This is a genomic window from Novosphingobium rhizosphaerae (genome assembly GCF_050920675.1).
Classification (GTDB): Bacteria; Pseudomonadota; Alphaproteobacteria; order Sphingomonadales; family Sphingomonadaceae; genus Novosphingobium; species Novosphingobium rhizosphaerae.
In genome coordinates this window covers 2,651,556-2,672,046 of record NZ_CP137861.1, presented here as the reverse complement: position 1 = coordinate 2,672,046, position 20,491 = coordinate 2,651,556, and the positions used below count along the sequence as shown (strand labels likewise).

The following is a 20,491-nucleotide window of genomic DNA, read 5'->3' as shown; positions in this document are numbered from 1 at the left end:
GGCCATCAGAAATGCGTCAACGCTTCTTGCGTCGGCGCGATCATCTCGGGCGCCCCCACTTCATACCACAGGCCGGTGTGCGGCAAGCCATAGAGCCGCCCTTCGGCAATCGCACGGTCCCACAGGCGGCCGGTGGAAAAGCTGCCTTCGGGCGCATCGCGCAGCAGGCGCTGCGACACGATCTGGATGCCGGTGAAGATATAGGGCGCGACGCGCGCGGGCTTGCGGCGGGAGATCACGCCCATCTGGTCGATGTGGAAATCGCCCATGCCGGTGTAGTTGAACGCCTGGGCATGGCTGACCAGCAGCAGCAGCGCGTCCATCCGGCTCTCGTCCCAGAAATCGCTGAGCGCGGCAAAGGCGTTGCGCGGGCCGTCGAGCCAGATGTTGTCGCTGTTGAGGCAGAAGAAGGTGTCACGGTCGATCAGCGGCAGCGCGTTGACCAGCCCGCCCCCGGTTTCCAGCAGCGTCTCGCGCTCGTCGGAAACTTGCACCTTGGGCACCTCGCGCGCCAGGACATGGGCTTCCAGCTGGTCCGCCAGGTAATGCACGTTGACCACGGCGCGGGTCACGCCGGCTTCGGCCAGCTTGTCGAGCGCGTGGTCGATCAACGCCTTGCCCGCCACGCGCACCAGCGGCTTGGGCCGGGTAACGGTGAGCGGGCGCATGCGCTTGCCGATCCCGGCGGCCAGCACCATCGCGGTGTCGGACACCAGCGGTTTGCGGGGATCGCGGCTCATACGGCAAAGCTCCCGCCCAGGCGCCCGGCCGGATCGCGCAAGTCGGCCGGAATATTGGCATCGAACCACGCCGCCACTGGGGCGAGCGCGGGATGCGCCAGATCGCGTTCCAGCATGGCCCACACGCGCGGGATATAATCGAGATAGCGCGGCTTGCCGTCGCGCTTCCACAGGCGCACGAAAATGCCCACGATCTTGGTGTTGCGCTGCGCACCCAGCCGCGCATAGTCGGCCAGGAAATCGCCCTGCGGTTGCGCCTTGTGCACATAGTAATCGAACATGCGCGCTTCCAGTTCGGGCGAAACCTCGCGCCGCGCGTCCTGCAACAAGGAAACGAGGTCATAGGCCGGATGCCCGGTCAACGCGTCCTGGAAATCGAGCAGGCCCTGCGCATCCAGCCCGCCCAGCAGCATGATGTTTTCCGCGTGATAATCGCGCAGCACGGTCACCCCCGGGCGCTGCGCCGGCAGAAGCGGCGCCAGCACTTGTTCCCACGCCGCCTGCCAGCCCGCGCCATCGACATAGAGGCCGCGCGCCGGGCAGAACCAATCGATGAACAGGCGCACTTCGCGCAAGTATTCGGCCATGCCATAGGCGGTGAACGGCCCGGCGGGCAGCTTGGCCAGTTGCACCAGCGTGTCGATTGCCGCGCGATAGACGGTGTCTTCGTCCTGCGGCCAGGCATCGACATATTCGCGCATGCGCGTGTCGCCAAAGTCTTCCAGCAAGACCCAGCCCTCGCCCGCTTCCTCCGCCAGGATCTGCGGCGCGCGCAGGCCATTGCCGTCGAGCCAGCGGGCGGCGCGCAGGAATGGCTGCGGGTCTTCCTGCGGCGGCGGCGCGTGCATCAGCATGGCGGCCTGGTCGCCACGCCGCACGCGGAAATAGCGGCGGAACGAGGCATCGCCCGGCAAGGGTTCGATTTGGGCGCCTGCCCAGCCCGCACGGGCCAGGAACGCATCGATTCCGGCAGGAAGATTGCTGGTCATGGCAGCCGCTCTAACCATCCCTTGCCGGGCAAGACAATGGCCTGCCGCCCGTTTTCCGCGATTTCCAGGCGCAGCGTCAGGCAATCGGCCTCGTGCCCGAAACCGCCGGCATGATCGGGCCATTCGGCGATCAGCACCGCGCCATGGCGATAATCGTCCAGCCCGATTTCCTCGGCCTCTGCCGGGTCTTCCAGGCGATAGAAATCAGCGTGGACCACGGGCAGGCGAACCGCTGGCGGATCATAGGTTTCGATGATGGTGAAGCTGGGCGATGGCACCTCGCCCTCGTGCCCCAGCGCACGCAGGAGTTCGCGCGCCAGTGTGGTCTTGCCCACGCCCAGCGTGCCTTCCAAGGCCAGCACGTCTCCGGGGCGCAATCGCGCGGCGATGCGGGTGGCCAGGGCCTGGGTGGCGGCAATGTCGGGAAGCGGAATGGTGGTCATCGGGCGTGGCGATAAAGAGAAGCGGGCCCCCGGATCAAGTCCGCAGGTGGCGAAGAAATCAAGGCAAAGTCACGATGGCGCTGGTGCCGGCGCCGGGTTCGGACAGCAATTCGAACTGGCCGCCATGCGCGTCGATCAACTGGCGCACCAGCGGCAGGCCCAGGCCCTGGCGCCGTTCGGCCGTGCGGCCATCGGCAGCCATTTTCAGCCCTTCCATCGCCCGGGCGAGCGCGGCGGCATCCATGCCCCGGCCGTTGTCGGAAATCACCACGCGCAGATCGTGCGCGCGCCGGGTGCATTCGACCAGGATGCGCCCGCCGGTGGGCGTGGCGGCAATGGCATTGTCGATCAACTGCCCGAAAACGCGGCGCAACCGGCGCACGTCCCCGGTCACTTTGCCCACCGCCTGGCTGCCACGCAGATCGAGCGCCAGACCCGCCGCACTGATCTTGTCCGCCCGCTCGCGCACCACGTCGGCCAGCAGGGGGAACACGTCCACCGGGTCGCGCGCCAGCGGCAGCATGCCCGCCTCGCTTTGCGAGAGGTCGAGCACGTTCTCGATCTGCTCGCCCAGCCGCTCCACCGAGGAGAGGATCGCCGCAACATAATCGCGCGCCTGCGGGGTCAATTCCCCGGCCAACCCGCTTTGCAGCATTTCGGCAAAGCCGCCGATGGAATTGAGCGGATTGCGGAATTCATAGCTCATGTTGGCGATGAACCGCGTCTTCACCGCGTCTGCCTCGATCAGGGCAGCATTGCGTTCGCGCAGCGCGGACTCGGCCTTTTGCGAATCCGTGATGTCCAGCACCGTCAACAGGCCATTGCCATCGGGCAGCGGCACACCGGCAAATTCCAGATGGCGCCCATCGGCCAGCGCCAGGCGCCCGCTGGTCTGCTTGCGCTCCAGCGTGGCAGCCTGGATCACCTGCCCGATCGTGCCCACTTGCGCGGGCCGCTTGAGCGATCCGGCCAGCCGCGTGAGCAGCAGGTCGGCGCGCGGATGGGTGCCGAGGAATTCCTCGTCCAGTCCCCAATCGTGGGTGAAGCGGCGGTTCCACAATTGCAGGCGGCTGTCCGGCCCGAACACGGCGAGCGATTCGAACAGGTTGTCGAACGTGGCGGTGCGCGTGCGCAGCAGGGTGTCGCGTGTGGCCGAAAGCTGCAACTGCTCGGTCTGATCTTCGAAGATCAGCAGCAGCCCGCCATCTGGCATCGGCTGGCCCACCACGCGCAGATGCGTGCCATCGTGCAGGTGCCAGGGTTCCTCGCGCGGTTCGCGCGCCATGAACCAAGCCTGCCTCTCGCGCCGCCATTCCGGAAAATCGCGCACTTCTGGCAGTTTGCCGCCATCTCGCAGGCGGTCGAGCACGCGGTCGAAGGGCGGCGTGTCGTTCACCCAGTTCGGGCTGATGCCAAAGATGCGCAGGAACGGCTGGTTGGCAAAGACGAGATTTCGGCCCGCATCGAACTGCGCGATCGCGGCCGAGAGCGTATCGAGCATTTGCCGCTGGGCATCGCGGAAACGGCGGAACTGGCGGGTCAATTCCTCCATCTGCTCGATATCCACGGCATAGCCGGCCACACCCTCGCCCGCGATGGGCAAGTCGCTGACGCGCAGGGTGCGGCGCTGGCCGTTGACCGTGGCGGAAACCACGCGCTCGGTCGGACGGCGCTGGGCAAAGACATCGGCGGCGATGTGCGCGGCGCTCAGGCCCTCCACCGGCTCGACCAGTTCGATGCCGTTGTCCACCACTTCGGCCGCGCTGGCCGCGCCTACCGCGCGGACATAGGCGGTGTTGACCAAGCGCAGGCGCATGGCCGCGTCGCGAAACCACATCGGCAGGGGCGCAGCCTCGATCAGACCGGCCAGGCCCGAAAAATCGGCATGGGCCTGCTCCGCCTCGGCCCGCAGCGCGCGGATTTCCGCAACGCTTTCGGTTGCGTCGAAGAACCACAGCAGGGCTGCACCGCCCGGCGCGATCTGCGGATCGGCCAGGCTGCCGCGCACGGTCAGCGCGGTCACGCCCCCGCGCGGCACCACCGAGAGCGACAGCGGCGCGCCGGTCTTCTGGGTATGGCGCACCGCCTCGGTCAGCGCGGCCAGGCTTTCGGGATCGAGCCCGCGCCCTTCGTCCCCGCCGTCCAACTCGGTCAGGTAACCCGGCATCGCGTCCAGGCCCATCCAGCCAGCCAGGCGCGAAGCCCCCTCGATCCGTCCATCGGCCCGCACCAGCAGGGGCAGTGCCGGCGCTTCATCGACCATGCGGGTCAGCTTGCGGGCCAGCCGCTCAGCGCCTTGCGCGCGGGCCATGCGTGCCCTTGCGGCCAACACCGCCCAGCCCGCGGCCAGAGTCCAGCCTGCCAGCAGCAGCGCCACGGCAACGGTCACGGCAACACCAGCGGGCGAATGGGACAGCATCGCCCCATGGCTAGGCCGCAACCGGCCGAAATACAACCGGGCAGCCCGTCAATTTCGCCCGATCCCGCGCAATCACCGCGCAGCAAAACGCCCTGCATCCACTGGGGATGCAGGGCGCTTGCAACCAAAACCGCAAATCGGCCGATCAGTAGCGATAGTGATCCGGCTTGAACGGACCCTGCGGGGTCACGCCGATGTAGCTCGCCTGCTTTTCGCTCAGCTTGGTCAGCTTCACGCCCAGCTTTTCCAGGTGCAGCGCGGCGACCTTTTCGTCCAGGTGCTTGGGCAGCACATAGACGTCGTTCTTGTACTGCTCGCTCTTGGTGAACAGCTCGATCTGGGCCAGCGTCTGGTTGGTGAAGCTGGCGCTCATCACGAAGCTGGGGTGGCCGGTGGCGCAGCCCAGGTTGACCAGGCGGCCCTTGGCCAGGATGATGATCTGCTTGCCATCGGGGAATTCGACCAGGTCGGTGCCCGGCTTCACTTCATTCCACTTGTAGTTCGACAGGGCCGAAATCTGGATTTCGCTGTCGAAGTGGCCGATGTTGCACACGATGCTCATCGGCTTCATCGCCTTCATGTGCTCGGCGGTGATCACGTCTTCGTTGCCGGTGGCGGTGACGAAGATGTCGGCGCGGGTGACGGCTTCTTCCATCGTCACCACTTCATAGCCTTCCATCGCCGCCTGCAGCGCGCAGATCGGATCGACTTCGGTGACCATAACGCGCGCGCCGCCGTTGCGCAGCGAGGCGGCCGAACCCTTGCCCACGTCGCCAAAGCCGGCGACGCAAGCCACCTTGCCGGCGAGCATGACGTCGGTGGCGCGGCGGATCGCGTCGACCAGCGATTCCTTGCAGCCATAGAGGTTGTCGAACTTCGACTTGGTGACGGAATCGTTCACGTTGATCGCCGGGAACGGCAGCTTGCCGTCCTTGGCGATCTGGTACAGGCGGTGCACGCCGGTGGTGGTTTCTTCCGAAACGCCCTTGATGGCCTTGACGCTCTGCGTCAGGTAGCCGGGCTTTGCCTTGAGGAAGGCCTTGAGCGCGCGGCAGAATTCGATTTCCTCGGCGTTGCTGGGCTCGAACAGGTCTTCGCCCGCTTCCACGCGCGCGCCCCACAGCGCAAACATCGTGGCGTCGCCGCCATCGTCCAGGATCAGGTTGGCGGTGTCATCGCCCCAGTCGAAGATGCGGCCCACATAGTCCCAGTAATCGGCCAGGCTTTCGCCCTTCACGGCGAACACCGGAATGCCGGCAGCGGCGATCGCGGCAGCAGCGTGGTCCTGCGTCGAAAAGATGTTGCAGGTAGCCCAGCGCACGTCGGCACCCAGGGCAACCAGCGTCTCGATCAGCACGGCGGTCTGGATCGTCATGTGCAGCGAGCCGGTGATGCGCGCGCCCTTCAGGGGCTGCGCCGCGCCGAATTCCTGGCGCAGGGCCATCAGGCCGGGCATCTCGGTTTCGGCAATGGCGATTTCCGCACGACCGAAATCGGCCAGGCCGAGATCGGCGATGACATAGTCCTTGTTCGCTTCGAGCGCGCTGGCCACGAGGCATCTCCGTATAAATGGGCGTTTTCACGCAAAAGACCCGCCAGGAGGCAGGCCGCTGATGGGCCGCTCTTAGCGGGTCCCTGTGCGCAGGGCAACGTTAATATAAAGATGTCTTTATATCGGCATTTCTACCGAGTGCCGCTTATCGATTGCCGGGGATCGCCACCGGCGCGGCAGCGGCCACGGCCACGCCGGCACCGGGGCACCCGCCATCCTCCAGTTCCGGGCCGACCAGCACATCGGCCGCATGGTCAAGCTCTTCATCCGGGCCATTGGCCAGCGCGGCGGCAACCAGTTTGAGTTCATGGCAGCCATACGTGCGGCGGATGCCATAGTGGTTGGCCATGCGCACGCTGGCATGATCGAGCGCGTCCATCGCCGCAAGCGGCCCCAGGCGCGCAGAAAACTCGTCGAGAATGCGGTGGTTGGCGCCGCCCAGATAGGCGCGATGGCGCGACAGGAAGCGATCGTATTCGGCACGATAATCGTCGGCGCCGGTGCGGCATTGCAAAGACCCGACCATCAACATGACATCGAGCTGGCGCAGCCCCGCTGCGGGCATCGTCCGCTCGGTCCAGCAGGCACCGGCGTGAGCCGGGGCGACAAAGGCGGCAATCTGGGCGGCCAACGCCAACGCGGCGCAGCACCCCTTGGCGAGATACCTCATGGTCCCCACTCCTTGGGTATGCGCACACCATTTGCCCATACGCAGATCTGACAGGCAGACTTTACCCGGCCTTCAACAGGCGCGGTAAAGCGAAATTCACCACGCCCTAAAATTCACCGGTCTTGCCGTGCGCGGCGGTTGCACGGCCCTGCCCGCCCCCTATATCCCGCGTGGCTGCCGCGCCCTGATGGCGCGCGCGACATGAAAGGAACTTGGGGATGACGATCACGGTTGGCGAAACCCTGCCCGATGTGAAGCTGGTCAAGGCCACGCAGGACGGCCCCGAAGCGGTTCAGGCCGCAGACTATTTCAAGGGCAAGCGCGTCGCGCTGTTCTCGGTGCCGGGCGCCTTCACGCCCACCTGCTCGGCCCGCCACCTGCCTGGCTATGTCGACAAAGCGGAAGAACTCAAGGCCAAGGGCATCGACGAGATCGCCTGCACCGCGGTCAACGATCCCTTCGTGATGAAGGCCTGGGGCCAGGCGTCCGGTTCGCCCGACGTGACCATGCTGGCCGATGGCAACGGCGATTTCGCCAAGGCGCTGGGTCTTACCCTGGATGGCACCGGCTTTGGCCTGGGCCTGCGTGGCCAGCGCTTTGCCGCCGTCATCAACGATGGCGTGGTCGAACAACTCCACGTCGAAGCGCCGGGCGATTTCAAGGTCAGCTCGGCCGAATACCTGCTCGAACAGCTTTGATCCAAAGCGTACCGGCCCTTCGCCATGCGAGGGGCCGGCGCCAAGGCGGGCGTCAATAGCCCATCAGGCTCATCACTTCCTTGCGGCTGCGCGAATCTGCCAGGAAGCAGCCCAGCAGCCGGCTCGTCACCATGCCCACGCCCGGCGTGCGCACGCCGCGCCCGGTCATGCAACCATGCTGCGCCTCGATCACCACGGCCACGCCCTGGGGATGGAGATGGTCCCAGATGCACTGCGCCACTTCGGCGGTCAGCCGCTCCTGGATCTGCAAGCGGCGGGCATAGCCGTGCAGCACCCGCGCCAGCTTGGAAATGCCCACCACGCGGTTCTGCGGCAGATAGGCGATCGAAGCCTTGCCAGTGATAGGCGCCATGTGGTGTTCGCAGTGCGACTGGAACGGAATGTCCTTGAGCACCACGATCTCGTCATAGCCGCCCACTTCCGAAAAAGTGCGCGTCAGGTGCACCGACGGGTCTTCGGTATAGCCCTGGCAATATTCCAGCCAGGCGCGCGCCACGCGCTTGGGCGTGTCGATCAGCCCTTCGCGCGTGGGATCATCCCCTGCCCATTCGATCAGCGTGCGGATGGCCGCTTGCACGTGGGGCGGCACCGGCACTTTGCCGCGCGCGGTGTCTTCGTCGTCCCCATGGTCGTGGCCGCAGCCGGGCAGGTTGGTCATGGTCGTGCTATCCTCAATTCGTGGCCAGCCCTGGTTCGCCCAGGCCTCAACGCTTTGCCGCGCCGCCGTGCCGCGCCCGAAAATGCGCCAGCCGCCTGCCCAGGCCGCCGCGCCACAGGCGCCCGCGGCGGTAGAACGCCAGCATCTCCTCGGGCCGCTCGGGATCGAGCGCTTCGGAATCGGCCAGGGCCAGTTCGGCCTCGGTCAATGGCCGGGGCGCGAAAGGCCGCAAGTGCCGCCCGCCTCCCTTGGCCGACTCAACCGCCAGCGCGGCCATCCCGCCAGCATCGGCCAAGGCCGCCGCTACCCGCTCTATCGCCAGTCCGCAATGCTCTGCCAACAACGAATGCCGCAGCGCGCGGATGGCGGGCTGGGCGTGGGCGTTGCCGGGCCGCGCAGCATCGATGAACACGTCGCACTCGCTGTCCAGCCCCAGCGAGCGATTGTTCATGTTGGCCGAACCGATGCGCAGCACGGTGTCATCCACGATCATCAGCTTGGCATGCACGTAGATCGGCGAGCCACCCTTGGTGAACGGGTGCCAGATCGAAAAGCGGTCTGCCACGTCATGGCTTTTCACCGCTTCGAACAGCGTCACCCGCGCCAGGTCCATCGCCGCCTGTTCCAGCCATCCGTCCGAGGCCTGGGGCATGACCAGCACCACTTCGGGCGGCTCGGGCGCTTCCAGCCGCGCGGCCAGCGCCTCGGCTACCCGGCGCGAGGCGAAGTACTGGTTTTCGATGTAGATGAACTGGCGTGCCGCGGCGATCTGGCGGCAGAACAGCGCCTCGACCTCGCGCACCTCGGCAATGTTGCCATAGGGAGACCGCGTGCGGGCGATGCCCACTTCCACATCGGTGAACTGCGCGATGATGCCGTTGGGCCATGCGCTTTCTGCCTGGGGCGCACATGGCTCCAGCGCACGCCCACCGGCCTGGTGCCAGCGCGTGCGCCCGAATTCGCCGAGCGTGGCGGCCACCGGCCCTTCCAACAGCATGGTGCAATCGTGCCAGGGGCCATAGGGCTTGCCGCCCGGCCGCCGCCGCCGGGGATCATTGTCGAGATGGGCGCGCGTGTCCCAGCGATCGCCGGCCATGTCGATCCCGCCGCACACGGCAAAGCGATCATCGATGACGGCGATCTTTTGATGGTGGCTGCAACCCAGCGGATGGGCGGAATCCAGCTTGTAGCCGATGCGCGGATGGCGCCACCAGCGGATCAGGTCGAACACCATCGATCCACGCAGCAAGGCCTTGAGCGCGCCGAAATTCCATTTCAGCACCAGGACTTCCAACCCCTTGCGGCGGTTGGCCAGCCACACCACGAAGGCGCCCAGCCGGGCCGGCGCCACGCGCTTGCGCGGCAGGTTCCACCAGCGCCGCCCATCGCCGATCAGGATACGGGTGTCGAAATCCCAGCCGATCAGGTGGATACGCTGGCGCGCTGCCAGCATCGCATCGCGCATCAGGGCAAAGTAATCCGCCGCGTCGACCACCGCATGGGCTCGCGTGGCACGGGCATAGCGCCAGACGCCCTCCTCCACGCTACCTTCCCCCTTGCCCTCCCCATCGGCCATATCGGCGGGAATGGACTGTGGCGTGCCGGGCGCGGGATCGCTTGGCCCCTCTGATGCATTCATACCGGCGCAAACGCCGGGAGGCCCCACTGGTTCCGCAGTGCGAAAATGATTGTTGCAGCGCTCTTTTCGGGGTCTGAACCTATTGGTTCGGCACGGCTTCCTGGCGCGGAATGACCAGTTCGTCGGGATGCGCAACGTTGAGGTCCGACCGCAGCAGTTCGCCCACCAGGTCAGGATCGGCGTGGCGCGGATCGAGCAGGTTGACGCGGTTTTGCAGGCGATCGCGCTCGGCCGTCAATTGCGCCACTTCGTGCTGGCGCTGTTCCAGCACGTGGGCATTCTCGCTCCACGCCAGCAGGCCGCTCGGTCCCGCCACCGCCCAGGCACCCATCAACAGCAGCGCCACCAGAGCCAGGGACTCCGTCACGCTGTTGCGGGGCAACTTGAGATTGGGGCGACGCCGCTTCATGATCCAAGGAGAATCACATTTGTCGGCCCATTGCAAGCGCGGTGCGGCAGAAAAACCGCAGAAATGCGGGCAATTCGGCCAATACGTATGATCCCTGCGCCAGGCCGTTGGCAGAGGGCGCGTTAACCACCACAGCGGCCGTGGCGCCTGCCGATCGCGCGCCACTGCGTAGCAATGCGTTGGAAAATTTCGCGAGACATTAACCGGTCGGCAGCACTTGCCGATGCATGATCGAGCCGGGGTGTGGTGCGTGGATGCGCCACGGCAACGGAAGGTTCGGGTTTCGATCATGCGTTTCGGGTGGTTGCGTCAACGCTTGGGACTCCTTCGCGGCCAAGGCCACAAACGCCGTGCGCCGGGTTTCCTCGGCCGCCTGGCCGCCGATCGCGCCGGCAATGCCTTGGCGATCGTGACGCTCACGGCGTTCATGGTGATCACGCTGGCGGGCCTGGGCACCGACATGGCGCGCGCCTATCTCACCAAGACCAGCCTGCAAAACGCCTGCGACGCCGGCGTGCTGGCCGGGCGCAAGGCCATGGCGGCTTCGGGAACCTATGGTTCGACCGAGCAGGCCAAGGCCAACAAGATGTTCAATTTCAATATCAACGAAAACGCCACCGACAGCTCGACTGCCGTTTTCACCAGCACGGCTGACACCACCGGCCACGTCACGGCCACAGCCAGCACGACGATGCCCACCACGCTGATGAAGCTGATGGGCTATACCAGCATCCCGCTGTCCGTGCAGTGCAGCGCCGAATTGCAGATGGCCAACGCCGACGTCATGTTCGTGCTCGACACGACGGGTTCGATGGCCTGCAACACCTCGGGCAGCAATTGCGTCAGCGGCTCGGATTCCAAGATCGTGGGCCTGCGCAACGCGATCAAGTCGTTCTACACGACCGTCGCCACCGCCGTGACCGACAAGACCAACACGCGCATCCGCTTCGGCTTCGTGCCCTATGCCATGACGGTCAACGCATCGAACCTGCTGACATCCGGCGCCATGCCAAGCAGCTATTTCGTCGACAGTTCGCCCTATATCACCAAGCTGGTGCAGTTCAGCACGTCGCCCACGTACATCGGTACCACCGGGTCACCCACGGTAACGACCGAGACTTACGGCTCCAACATCACGTCGGCCAACTGCACCAATTATGGCAGCAACACTTATCCCAGCGGTTCGGCGGGTTCGCCGGTGACCAGCGGGACCCCGCCGTCGAATGTGACGACGACGACCTATTCCTCTAACTCGTGGACGAAAAAGTCGGGCAGCGGCACGTCCGCCCTTGGCACCTGCGTGCGCAACAAGTCGGTCACGACCACCACGTACCAGACGCGCTATCTCGCCACGTCCTATCGCTACACGCAAAGCACGGTCAACGTGTCGGCCTTCAAGGGTTTTGGCGCCACCGCGCTGGCCACGGGGATCACGCTCTACACCGGCAGCAACCCGTCGAGCGCCAGCTACGTTTCGGTCCAGCCGTCGTCTTCCAATCCGTACTACAACCTGCGCGACCTGGCCACGGGCACCTCGGCCACGGGCACGGTGGGCAATATCACCACCACGAACTACACGTGGAGCGGCTGCCTGGAAGAGCGCAACACCGTCAACCAGCTCTCGATGTCGCCCATTCCCAGCGGTGCCTATGACATGGACGTCACCAGTGCGCCCACCAACGATGCCACGCGGTGGAAGCCCTACCTGGAAAGCCTGGAATTCTATCTCAACGGCTATTCCATGCCGCTCAACACCTCGACGGCGATGTCCAACCAGACCGGCTATTGCCCCCAGCCGATGAGCCTGTTCACCACGGTCGATACCACCGCGCCCAACACTGTCCCCACTTGGCTCAACACGTACGTCAACAGCCTGGTGGCCAACGGCGGCACCTATCACGACATCGGCATGATCTGGGGCGCGCGGCTGGGCAATCCCAACGGCATCTTTGCCAGCAACGTCAACGCGGGCGATCTGCCCTCGGTCAGCCGCCACATCATCTTCATGACCGACGGCACGATGGAAAACTATCCGGCCAACTACACCGCCTGGGGCGTGACGCAGTATGATGGGCGTGACGCGCCGACGTCGACCACGGCTGCGAACCTGGTCAACTATCACAACAACCGCTTCCTCGCCGCCTGCACCCTTGCCAAGAGCATGGGCTACACCATCTGGGTGATCGGCTTTGGCCAGACTCTCACCACCCCGATGCAAAGCTGCGCCACCACCACCGACAAGGCGTTCTACGCCTCGAACACCACGACGCTGACCACCACGTTCCAGTACATCGCCGGCCAGGTGGCCGACTTGCGGTTGAACAAGTGATGCGGCGCGCGCTCGTGCATATGGCCCGCCGGTTGCGGCGCGATGCGCAAGGGGTAACGGCGCTGGAATTCGCCCTGGCCGCACCGCTGCTGCTGATGATCATGGCAGTGCTGATCGAACTGGGCATGTCCTATTATCTGCAGACGGTCCTGGTCGGCACGATCAACGCTGCCGGGCGCGCCTCGTCGATGCAAAGCGCGCAGACCACCTCCAGCACCATCGACAGCCAGGTGACCGCGCGCATCCACCATGTGATCCCCTGGGCCACGGTCGCATTCAACCGTGGAAACTACACCGATTTCACCAATGTCGGCCAACCGGAAGACTTCACCGACACCAACAAGAACGGGCAGTACGACCTGGGCGAATGCTTCAACGACGCCAATGGCAACGGCGTTTGGGATTCCGACATGGGCGCGACCGGCCTGGGCGGCGCCAACGACGTGGTCGTCTACACCGTCACCGTCAGCTACGCGCCGCTGTTCGGCTTTTCCTCGATGCTGGGCCTGCCATCCACGATGCATGCCAGTTCCAGCACGATCATGCGCAACCAGCCGTTCGCCACCCAAACCACCCGCACGGTCACCAAGATATGCTGAAGCGCCTGTCCCTCCGGCACATGCCCATCGGGCGCCTGCTGCAACGCCTGCGCCGCGATACCAGCGCGGTTACCGTGGTGGAACTGGGCGTCAGCCTGCCGTTCCTGATGGTCCTGTCGCTGGGATCGATGGAAATGGTCAATCTCGCGATCCTCCACGTGCGCCTCAACCAGTTGGCGATCGCGGTGGCCGACAACGCGTCGCGCGCCAAGCAATCGGTGGTTGGCGGCGCGCCGATGTTCCGCGAATACGATGTCAACCAGGTGTTCACCGGCGCCAGCATCTCGGTCGGCGATCTCGATTTCGCCGACAATGGCCGCGTGATCCTTTCCAGCCTGCAGACCAACAGTTCGGGCGGGCAATGGATCCAGTGGCAGCGCTGCTGGGGCAACACCGCCTATGTCTCGCGCTATGGCGTGCAAGGCACGGGCGCCACCGGCACCTCGTTTGCCGGCATGGGCCAGACCGGCCACGTCATTACCGTGGAAAGCCCCTATGCGATCATGTTCGTGGAGGTGGCATACAAATATCAGCCGCTGTTCTTCGGCACGATCTTCAAGACCACCGTCATCCGCAAGGAAGCGGCCATGTATGTCCGCGACGATCGCGACTTGACGAAGATCTACAACCCGGCGCCCACGGTCACGGCCGCAACCTGCTGAGCATTCAACTGCCGTCGGTGATCAGCGTGCCACCATCCACCACCAGCGTCTGCCCGGTGATGAAACCGGCTGCGGGCGATGCCAGGAACACCGCCGCGCCGGCCACTTCGGAAGCCGTCCCAGGGCGGCGCAGCGGGGTCATCTGCATCCGCCGCGCCATGAACGCTTGGTTTTCCAGCAGGGGGCGCGACAGTTCGGTGGCGATGAAGCCAGGGGCGATGGCGTTGCAGCGCAGCCCGTGCGGCCCCCATTCCACCGCCAGGTTGCGCGCCAGTTGCGATACCCCGGCCTTGGCCAGGGCATAGGCGCTGATCGCGCCATTGCCGCGCAGCGCCGAAAGGCTGGAAATCAGCACCAGGCTGCCGCCGGCGCGCAGATGCGGCCGCGCGGCGCGGGCCAGCACCACCTGGCTGCGCAAGTTGATCGCCATCACCCGGTCGTAATCGTCCATGGCGATATCGGCAAAACCACCGGGCCGCCCGGTGATCCCGGCGTTGCACACCACGATGTCCAACCCGCCATTGGGCGCGGCGGTGGCTTCCACCAAGCGCTCGATCGCAGCGGGATCGGTCACATCGCAGGGCACGCCGAGCATGCCCAGTTCCGCCGCCACGGCTCCAGTATCAGCAGCATCCTCGCTGGAAATCGTCACCCGCGCACCGGCCGCGATCATCGCCTCGGCAATGGCGCGGCCGATGCCACGGGTGGAGCCGGTCACCAGCCCCACCTTGCCATCCAGGCGGAACGGGTCGCTCACTCGCGCAGCGCTCACTTGTGCTCTGGCCGGTCTTCATCCAGCGGCTTGCCTTGGTGCAGATAGGCGGGCGCCTCGATCAGCACGAACGCGATGCGGCAAACCTTGTCGCTGGTGTTGCGCCACAGGTGGTTGGTGCCGCGCTGCACGATGATGCCGCCCTGGCGGATCGTGGTCTTGGCGCCATCATCCAGTTCCAGTTCGATCTCGCCGTCCAGCACGATGCCGTAGTCGATCGAATTGGTGCGGTGGAACGGGCTGGCCTGGCCCGGCAGCATATCGACGATGCGGATGACCGAGCCACCTTCCAGCGTGACCCCGGCTTCGCGCGCGCGGCCATCGGTCTCGTCGTTGTTGTCGGCCGGCACGGTCGCAGTGGTCCAGATCAACAGCATGGCCGCATCGCCCGACGGAATCATCTTCGTCGGGCTCACGTCCTCGCTCTTGAACACCGCGCGGCCGTTTTCGTCGTGCCCGGTCACCACGCGCTGCACGGCCGGCAAACCACTATCAGAGACCAGCCCGCTGTCGGAAATCACCTCGCTCATGCCTTCACCACTTTCTGTTCGATCACGCCAAACGGGCTGCGCCCATCGGGCAAACGCCCTTCCATGCGCACGCTATCGCCGAATTTCATGAAATCGGTGCGCGGCGCGCCTTCGTCCACGATCTCGATCCCGCGGCGTTCGGCGATGCACGACGAGCCCACTTCGCGGAAGTTTTCGTTCGATACGGTGCCCGAACCGATCACCGTGCCGGCCACCAGATCGCGCGTGGCCGCCGCATGGGCCACCAGTTCGTGGAAGCCGTGCCCCATCGGTGCGCCGTTCGCCGCGCCAAAGCGCTGGCCGTTCCAGTCGACCAGCAGATCGGCGCAGACCCTGCCATTGTGCCACGCCGTGCCCAGTTCGTCGGGCGTGACGGCAAAGGGCGCCATCGTGCAAGGCGGCTTGGCCTGGACCCAGCCGAACCCGGTCTTCATTTCGGGGCCGGCCAGCTTGCGCAGCGACCAGTCGTTGATCTGCACCACCAGCTTGATGTGTGCCATGGCATCGGCAGCGCTGGTGCCCATCGGCACCGCATCGACGATCACCCCGAACTCACCCTCGAAATCGATGCCGAATTCTTCGGAGGGGAAACGCACGTCTTGGTTCGGGCCATAGAACCAGTCCGATACGCCTTGGTACATCAACGGCTTGCCGGTTTTTTCCGGCACCACGCCCAAGACCTTGTCCATCAGGTCACCATGGCTGGCAAAGGCCGAGCCATCGAGCCACTGCCAGGCGCGCGGCAAGGGAGCAGCCAGGCGGGCGGGATCAAGCGCTTCGGGAAATTCCCCAATCGCGGCCAGGCGCGGCCCCACGCTGCCCCAATTTTCCAGCGCTTCCTGCAAAGTGGCCACGGGCGCTGGCGCAAAGCGCGCGCCATCGGGCGAAACCACCACCAGCACACCGTCGCGCTTGCCGGTTTGCGCGCTCGCATCGAGCGTTGCCAGACGCATGCCGTTCATTCTCCCAGATCGTCACAACCAGATTATGTCGGGCAGCGTGATGCCTTCCGCCCGCGCTTCGGGCAACGGCTTTGCGTCGATAGGCAGCTATCGACAAGATGCGATGGTCGCGCCCTGCCCCCCATGCCAAACCGCCGCAAAACGGCAGTGCCAGGGAGATTTCACACATGGCCCATCGGCCCACAATGCGTGCCGGCAGGCACCGGTGCGGCCTCAAGGCCCCGGTTGCGGGCCTGCCGCGCAAAGCCGTGCCTCCCGCCTGCCAAGCGCGCGCCGCGATCAAGGGAGCGGGCCGCATCCGCGATGCCGGCTGCACCCCAGACTGATTTTTCCAAAGGACAGACAACGATGTTCGAGCCTTTCCCCGGCAACTATGTGTGGAACCTGGCGACCAACCTGGCGCTGGTATGCGGCGGCAACCATGGCGAGATCGACGAGGCCTGCCGCCCGGTGCGCGAGGCCGCCAAGGCCGGGGCGGATGCCGGATCGGCGCTCTTGTTCGATAGCTGGATCGCCGTTGCCGACCAGGTCACGCACAATGCCGATGCCGATCTGGCCGAAGGTTTCACCCTTTCGGCCGGGGCCAAGTACTTGCGCGCGAGCGGTTACTACCTGGCTGCCGAACGCATGCAGAGCCGCGACTATGCCCCGCGCTGGGCCGCCTATGACAAGGGCCTGGACCTGTACCACAAGGGCAGCGCCTTGCGCGGGCTGCATGTCGACAAGGTCGAGATCCCCTACGAAGGCACCGCCTATACCGCGATCTTCGTGCACGACGGCAGCGGCACGCCCCGCCCCACGCTGGTTTCGGTCAACGGCCTCGATTCCATGAAGGAACAGGTCAACATGGCCGGCCATGGGCTGTCGAACCTGGAGCGCGGCATGAACACCCTGTTCGTGGACCAGCCCGGCACCGGCGAGGCGATCCGCAAGCGCAACCTGCCTGCCGTGTTCGACGCCGAACGCTGGGGCAGCCCGGCATTCGATTACCTGCTCACGCGCAGCGACGTGATCCATTCCAAGATCGGCATTTTCGGCCTCTCTTTCGGCGGCTATCACGCGCCGCGCATCGCCGCCAACGATCCCCGCTATGCGCTGTGCGCGGTGATGGGCGCCAACCACGTATGGGGCCAGCGCCAGCGCGAGCGCGTGAAGAACGAGGGCGAAAACCCTGTCCCGCACTATTGGGACCACGTGCAATGGGTCTTCGGCTTCGACGATCGCGACGCGTTCCTCGACTATGCCGACCAGATCACGCTTGATGGGCAGGTAGAGAAGATCAAGGTGCCGTTCCTGATCACCCATGGCGAAAACGACCGCCAGATCCCGGCGTTCAACGCGCAGCTTTCCTATGACCAGGCGGTCAACAGCCCCAAGCGCCACTTGCGCATGTTCACCAAGGCCGATTTCGAAGTGGAGCATTGCGGCGCCGACAACGGCACCGGCATGCGCGACTACATCGCCGATTGGTGCGCGCAGACGTTTGCTGAAATGGGCTGACGGCCATGGCTGATTTCACCTTTCACCACGGCGGCGTTTCCGTGCCCAGCCTGGACGAGGCGATCGCCTGGTATGGCCGCGTCCTGGGTTTCGAGCTTGAGCGCCGCTTCTATATCGAGGCGGCCCGCTCGCACGCCGCCATGGTGCGCAAGGGGCCGCTGCGGTTCGAGATTTTCGAAGTGGAAGGCGCCGCGCCGCTCCCCGAAGACCGCCGCCATCCCCCGCGTGACGTGAAAACCCACGGCAACAAGCACGTGGCCTTTCGCGTGCCCGATCTGGAGGTGTTTCTTGCGGAAATGGAACAGAAGGGCGCCGACGTGGCTTTCGTGGTGCGCGAGGCGTTCGGCAAGGGCTGCTTCATCCGCGATTGCGCGGGCAACCTGATCGAATTCGTGGAAGAAGCCGCAGACTGACGGGGGACTGGCGCGCAAGAGGCCTGGGCAAGCTCAGGGCGAACGGAACCGGAGAAAATCTCCATGCCCCGTTCGCCCTGAGCTTGTCGGAGGGCGGCAAGCGCCCTCCCCCAAATTCAGATCGCGTGCTCGTCGTCCTGGGTGATCTCGGCCAGCTTGCCGGTGACCGGCAACTTGCCCGGCTTGCTTTTGCGAAAGGGTTCGAAGCTCTTGCGGTCGGCGTCGAACTGCATGTCCCAGGGAATGTTGTCGCCACGGAAGATCGGCGGGGCATTGTTGGCCCACAGCAAGGAGCCGAAGCGGAAATCCCAGGCGCGCGGCACCCAGTTATCGTCGAGATAATCGGTATCGGCGTGGTATTCCGCCTCGCCCGCATGGCCGGGCATATCGCAATAGTAATAGATCGCGCTTGAGATGCGGTGGCGCGAGATGCCGCCGCTCGAATTCATCGACTGGTTCTTCCAGCCCTTCTTTTCCATCAGGTTGGCGCCCAGCATCACTTCGTCGATATCGTCCATGCCAAAGGCGATGTGCATGAACTTGAAGTGATCGGGGGCGATCGGCAGGTCGCAGTTCACCCAGAAGATCGAGTGATGCTCGAACGTGCCGGCGGCGCGGGCAAAGATGCCGGTGCCGCGCGTGTGGTCGACATAGCGGAAGCCCAGGTGGCGCTCGTAGAATTCGAAGCTGCCGACATAATCGGGCGAAAAGAACACCACGTGGTTGATGGTCTTGGGAATCGCCTTGTGGCGCCAGATGCGGTGCTGGTTGAAGCGCGGATAGCTGCTCGGCGTGTTGACCGGGCTGGCTTCGGAAACGACCGGCCGCTTGGCCCAGACGCGCAGGGCGATCGGCTGGCCATCCGGGCACACGCAATGCACGGTGCCATCCGCGTCGCGCGTTACCGCCACTTCACTCGCCAGGCTCGCCGCAATGCGCTCCAGGTTTTCCGGGGTATCCACGCCCCACACGGTTTCCTTCAGCCCGTCTCCCGGAAACGGATCGGGCGAAGGCAGGCGCGCATCGCCATGCGCCAGCACGATCAGGCGGCTGCCCGAAGGCAGGCGAAACACCACCTCCTGCGCGCTGGTGCTTTCCGCACTCAGGCCGAAATCGGCCCAGAACCGGGCGTGTTCGGCAACATCCGCCACCCCGAACACCACGCTTTCGACACCCAGAATTGTCATGGATTCTCCCCACATTTGAAGGGGAGTTATGATCGCGCGGGGCGCGGGGCGAAAACGCATTGCACAGGATGGTCGCTATCTGTTTTGCAGATGGGGCGCGCGCCCCGCCCCGGACGGGAGAGAAGGCCGGGGAAAGAGCGCGCGCGCCTTTGGGCAACCCGGATCAGACCGGTTCGGCCAGCTTCCGGCGAATGCGATCGGTCACTTCCACCGGATCGCCGGCCTGTTCGGGATGCATTTCCCATTCGCCCAGTTGGATCGACGAGGTGCCGACCAGCCTGGCCCGCTCGAAACGGCGGTCCATGAAGGCGCGCAGCGCCGCATCGGTATCCTTGCCGGCCAGTTCCTCGGCCAGCACGACCGCGTCTTCCACCGCCATGGCCGCGCCCTGGCCCAGGTGCGGCGTGGCCGAATGGGCCGCATCGCCGATCAACACCACGCGGCCCTTGTACCAGGGATCGGGCATGATGCAGGCTTCGAGCGGGCGATAGACCACCAGCTTGGGATCGGTGACATGCCGTGCCGCCTCGCCCAGCAGCCCGCCATAGCCGGCCAGCCGCTTGCGCAGTTCATCGGCCAGGGTTTCCGGCGCAAAGCGCGGATTGCCGCGTTCTTCCACCACCGCGAAGATGTACATTTCGGTGGGCGTAAGCGGGCAATAGCCGGCTTTGCCATTATAGCCGTTCCTGGGATCGCCGATATAGATGTCGGACCATTCGAGGCCGGCCGGGCGCGGCACGTTGTAGCGCCACACGCCCTGTCCGGTGTATTGCGGCCGGGCTTCGGGCCACAGCACCCCGCGCACCGCCGAATAGTTGCCATCGGCGCCGATGACCAGGTCATAGCGCCCCGTGCTGCCGTCGCTGAACGCCACGTCGACATGATCGCCGGCGTCCTCGATCGATGTGAACGTCACCCCCAGCTTAACCGGGATGCCCAGTTCGCGCACCTTGTCGGTCAAGACCCTGTGCAGCGCCGGGCGGGTGAGGCCGAGGTCCGACGGCAGGCCATCGACCGCGGTTTCACCCGGCAGTTCGGCCAGGACCACGCCCGTACTGTCGAGGAAGCGCGCGCCGCGATAGGCATAGCCGGCCTGCATCGCTGCCTCGCCCACGCCCAGGGCATTGAGCGCGCGAACGAAATTGGCCTGGACGATGATGCCCACGTGATAGACGCGCCAGTCCTTGTCGCGCTCTGCCACCTCTACCGCGATGCCGCGCTGGTGCAGGCCGATGGCGACGGCAAGACCCGCCACGCCGCCGCCGATCACGCAAATCTTCCGTGCTTGTGCCATGGTTC

General features: G+C 65.4%; 20 protein-coding genes. 6 read left to right on the top strand and 14 right to left on the bottom strand.

Going from position 1 to position 20,491, the window contains the following annotated elements; translation table 11 throughout:
• Window positions 1–5: 5 nt before the first annotated feature.
• The 6 genes from R9J51_RS12230 to R9J51_RS12205 all read right to left on the bottom strand — a co-directional run bounded on the left by R9J51_RS12230 (window position 6) and on the right by R9J51_RS12205 (window position 6,813).
• A complete protein-coding gene (locus R9J51_RS12230) occupies window positions 6–740 on the bottom strand; it encodes a nucleotidyltransferase family protein (RefSeq protein ID WP_179504593.1) in 735 nt (244 codons plus the stop codon).
• Entirely contained in the window at window positions 737–1,729 is a 993-nt protein-coding gene (locus R9J51_RS12225) for a phosphotransferase (protein ID WP_179504592.1), read from the bottom strand. Before R9J51_RS12225 ends, R9J51_RS12230 begins: the two co-directional genes overlap by 4 nt.
• Window positions 1,726–2,172 carry a tRNA (adenosine(37)-N6)-threonylcarbamoyltransferase complex ATPase subunit type 1 TsaE gene (gene tsaE, locus R9J51_RS12220; protein ID WP_168554712.1) on the bottom strand — a complete coding sequence of 149 codons (447 nt, stop codon included), beginning with the start codon at window positions 2,170–2,172 and terminating at the stop codon, window positions 1,726–1,728. The genes R9J51_RS12225 and tsaE overlap by 4 nt, the downstream gene beginning before the upstream one ends.
• A gap of 58 nt (window positions 2,173–2,230) precedes the next feature.
• Window positions 2,231–4,591 (bottom strand): sensor histidine kinase, encoded by a 2,361-nt coding sequence (locus R9J51_RS12215; protein WP_179504591.1) that lies wholly within the window; start codon window positions 4,589–4,591, stop codon window positions 2,231–2,233.
• A 145-nt stretch (window positions 4,592–4,736) separates the two neighbouring features.
• The gene (gene ahcY, locus R9J51_RS12210) at window positions 4,737–6,143 is read right to left on the bottom strand and encodes an adenosylhomocysteinase (RefSeq protein WP_168554710.1); all 1,407 of its coding nucleotides are present in this window, start codon (window positions 6,141–6,143) and stop codon (window positions 4,737–4,739) included.
• Between the two features lie 145 nt (window positions 6,144–6,288).
• Window positions 6,289–6,813, bottom strand: a complete 525-nt coding sequence (locus tag R9J51_RS12205; RefSeq protein WP_179504590.1) for a hypothetical protein — start codon at window positions 6,811–6,813, stop codon at window positions 6,289–6,291.
• Between the two features lie 218 nt (window positions 6,814–7,031).
• Between R9J51_RS12205 and R9J51_RS12200 the strand changes: the two genes are divergently transcribed.
• Window positions 7,032–7,511, top strand: coding sequence for a peroxiredoxin (locus tag R9J51_RS12200; protein WP_168554708.1), 480 nt, complete (start codon window positions 7,032–7,034; stop codon window positions 7,509–7,511).
• A 52-nt stretch (window positions 7,512–7,563) separates the two neighbouring features.
• On the opposite strand, the gene folE is transcribed toward R9J51_RS12200, so the two are convergent.
• The 3 genes from folE to R9J51_RS12185 form a co-directional block, all read right to left on the bottom strand.
• Window positions 7,564–8,190, bottom strand: a complete 627-nt coding sequence (gene folE / locus R9J51_RS12195; RefSeq protein ID WP_168554707.1) for a GTP cyclohydrolase I FolE — start codon at window positions 8,188–8,190, stop codon at window positions 7,564–7,566.
• Between the two features lie 46 nt (window positions 8,191–8,236).
• Window positions 8,237–9,733, bottom strand: a complete 1,497-nt coding sequence (locus tag R9J51_RS12190) for a phospholipase D-like domain-containing protein (RefSeq protein ID WP_432787422.1) — start codon at window positions 9,731–9,733, stop codon at window positions 8,237–8,239.
• Window positions 9,734–9,908: 175 nt separating this feature from the next.
• Window positions 9,909–10,238, bottom strand: a complete 330-nt coding sequence (locus R9J51_RS12185; RefSeq protein WP_168554706.1) for an FtsB family cell division protein — start codon at window positions 10,236–10,238, stop codon at window positions 9,909–9,911.
• Between the two features lie 316 nt (window positions 10,239–10,554).
• Between R9J51_RS12185 and R9J51_RS12180 the strand changes: the two genes are divergently transcribed.
• From R9J51_RS12180 to R9J51_RS12170, 3 genes are read left to right on the top strand one after another with little or no spacing between them, the layout of a single operon-like run.
• On the top strand, window positions 10,555–12,567 hold the full coding sequence (locus R9J51_RS12180; RefSeq protein ID WP_169474290.1) for a pilus assembly protein TadG-related protein: 2,013 nt from the start codon (window positions 10,555–10,557) through the stop codon (window positions 12,565–12,567).
• Window positions 12,567–13,166 carry a TadE/TadG family type IV pilus assembly protein gene (locus tag R9J51_RS12175; protein ID WP_218847415.1) on the top strand — a complete coding sequence of 200 codons (600 nt, stop codon included), beginning with the start codon at window positions 12,567–12,569 and terminating at the stop codon, window positions 13,164–13,166. Before R9J51_RS12180 ends, R9J51_RS12175 begins: the two co-directional genes overlap by 1 nt.
• A gap of 20 nt (window positions 13,167–13,186) precedes the next feature.
• Entirely contained in the window at window positions 13,187–13,828 is a 642-nt protein-coding gene (locus R9J51_RS12170) for a TadE/TadG family type IV pilus assembly protein (RefSeq protein WP_169474288.1), read from the top strand.
• Window positions 13,829–13,832: 4 nt separating this feature from the next.
• On the opposite strand, the gene R9J51_RS12165 is transcribed toward R9J51_RS12170, so the two are convergent.
• From R9J51_RS12165 to R9J51_RS12155, 3 genes are read right to left on the bottom strand one after another with little or no spacing between them, the layout of a single operon-like run.
• Window positions 13,833–14,585 (bottom strand): SDR family oxidoreductase, encoded by a 753-nt coding sequence (locus R9J51_RS12165; protein WP_179504588.1) that lies wholly within the window; start codon window positions 14,583–14,585, stop codon window positions 13,833–13,835.
• Window positions 14,586–14,596: 11 nt separating this feature from the next.
• Window positions 14,597–15,130 carry a cupin domain-containing protein gene (locus R9J51_RS12160; protein ID WP_168554701.1) on the bottom strand — a complete coding sequence of 178 codons (534 nt, stop codon included), beginning with the start codon at window positions 15,128–15,130 and terminating at the stop codon, window positions 14,597–14,599.
• Window positions 15,127–16,083 (bottom strand): fumarylacetoacetate hydrolase family protein, encoded by a 957-nt coding sequence (locus R9J51_RS12155; protein ID WP_168555493.1) that lies wholly within the window; start codon window positions 16,081–16,083, stop codon window positions 15,127–15,129. The genes R9J51_RS12160 and R9J51_RS12155 overlap by 4 nt, the downstream gene beginning before the upstream one ends.
• A 357-nt stretch (window positions 16,084–16,440) precedes the next feature.
• On the opposite strand from R9J51_RS12155, the gene R9J51_RS12150 reads away from it, so the two are divergent.
• A complete protein-coding gene (locus R9J51_RS12150) occupies window positions 16,441–17,592 on the top strand; it encodes an alpha/beta hydrolase (protein ID WP_169474285.1) in 1,152 nt (383 codons plus the stop codon).
• 5 nt (window positions 17,593–17,597) lie between these two features.
• Window positions 17,598–18,005 (top strand): VOC family protein, encoded by a 408-nt coding sequence (locus R9J51_RS12145; protein ID WP_169474284.1) that lies wholly within the window; start codon window positions 17,598–17,600, stop codon window positions 18,003–18,005.
• A 116-nt stretch (window positions 18,006–18,121) separates the two neighbouring features.
• Here the strand turns inward: R9J51_RS12145 and R9J51_RS12140 are convergent, their stop codons facing one another.
• Complete coding sequence (locus R9J51_RS12140; protein ID WP_246865894.1) at window positions 18,122–19,192, bottom strand: VOC family protein; 1,071 nt, start codon at window positions 19,190–19,192, stop codon at window positions 18,122–18,124.
• Between the two features lie 163 nt (window positions 19,193–19,355).
• A complete protein-coding gene (locus tag R9J51_RS12135) occupies window positions 19,356–20,486 on the bottom strand; it encodes an FAD-dependent oxidoreductase (protein ID WP_179504587.1) in 1,131 nt (376 codons plus the stop codon).
• Window positions 20,487–20,491: the final 5 nt, after the last annotated feature.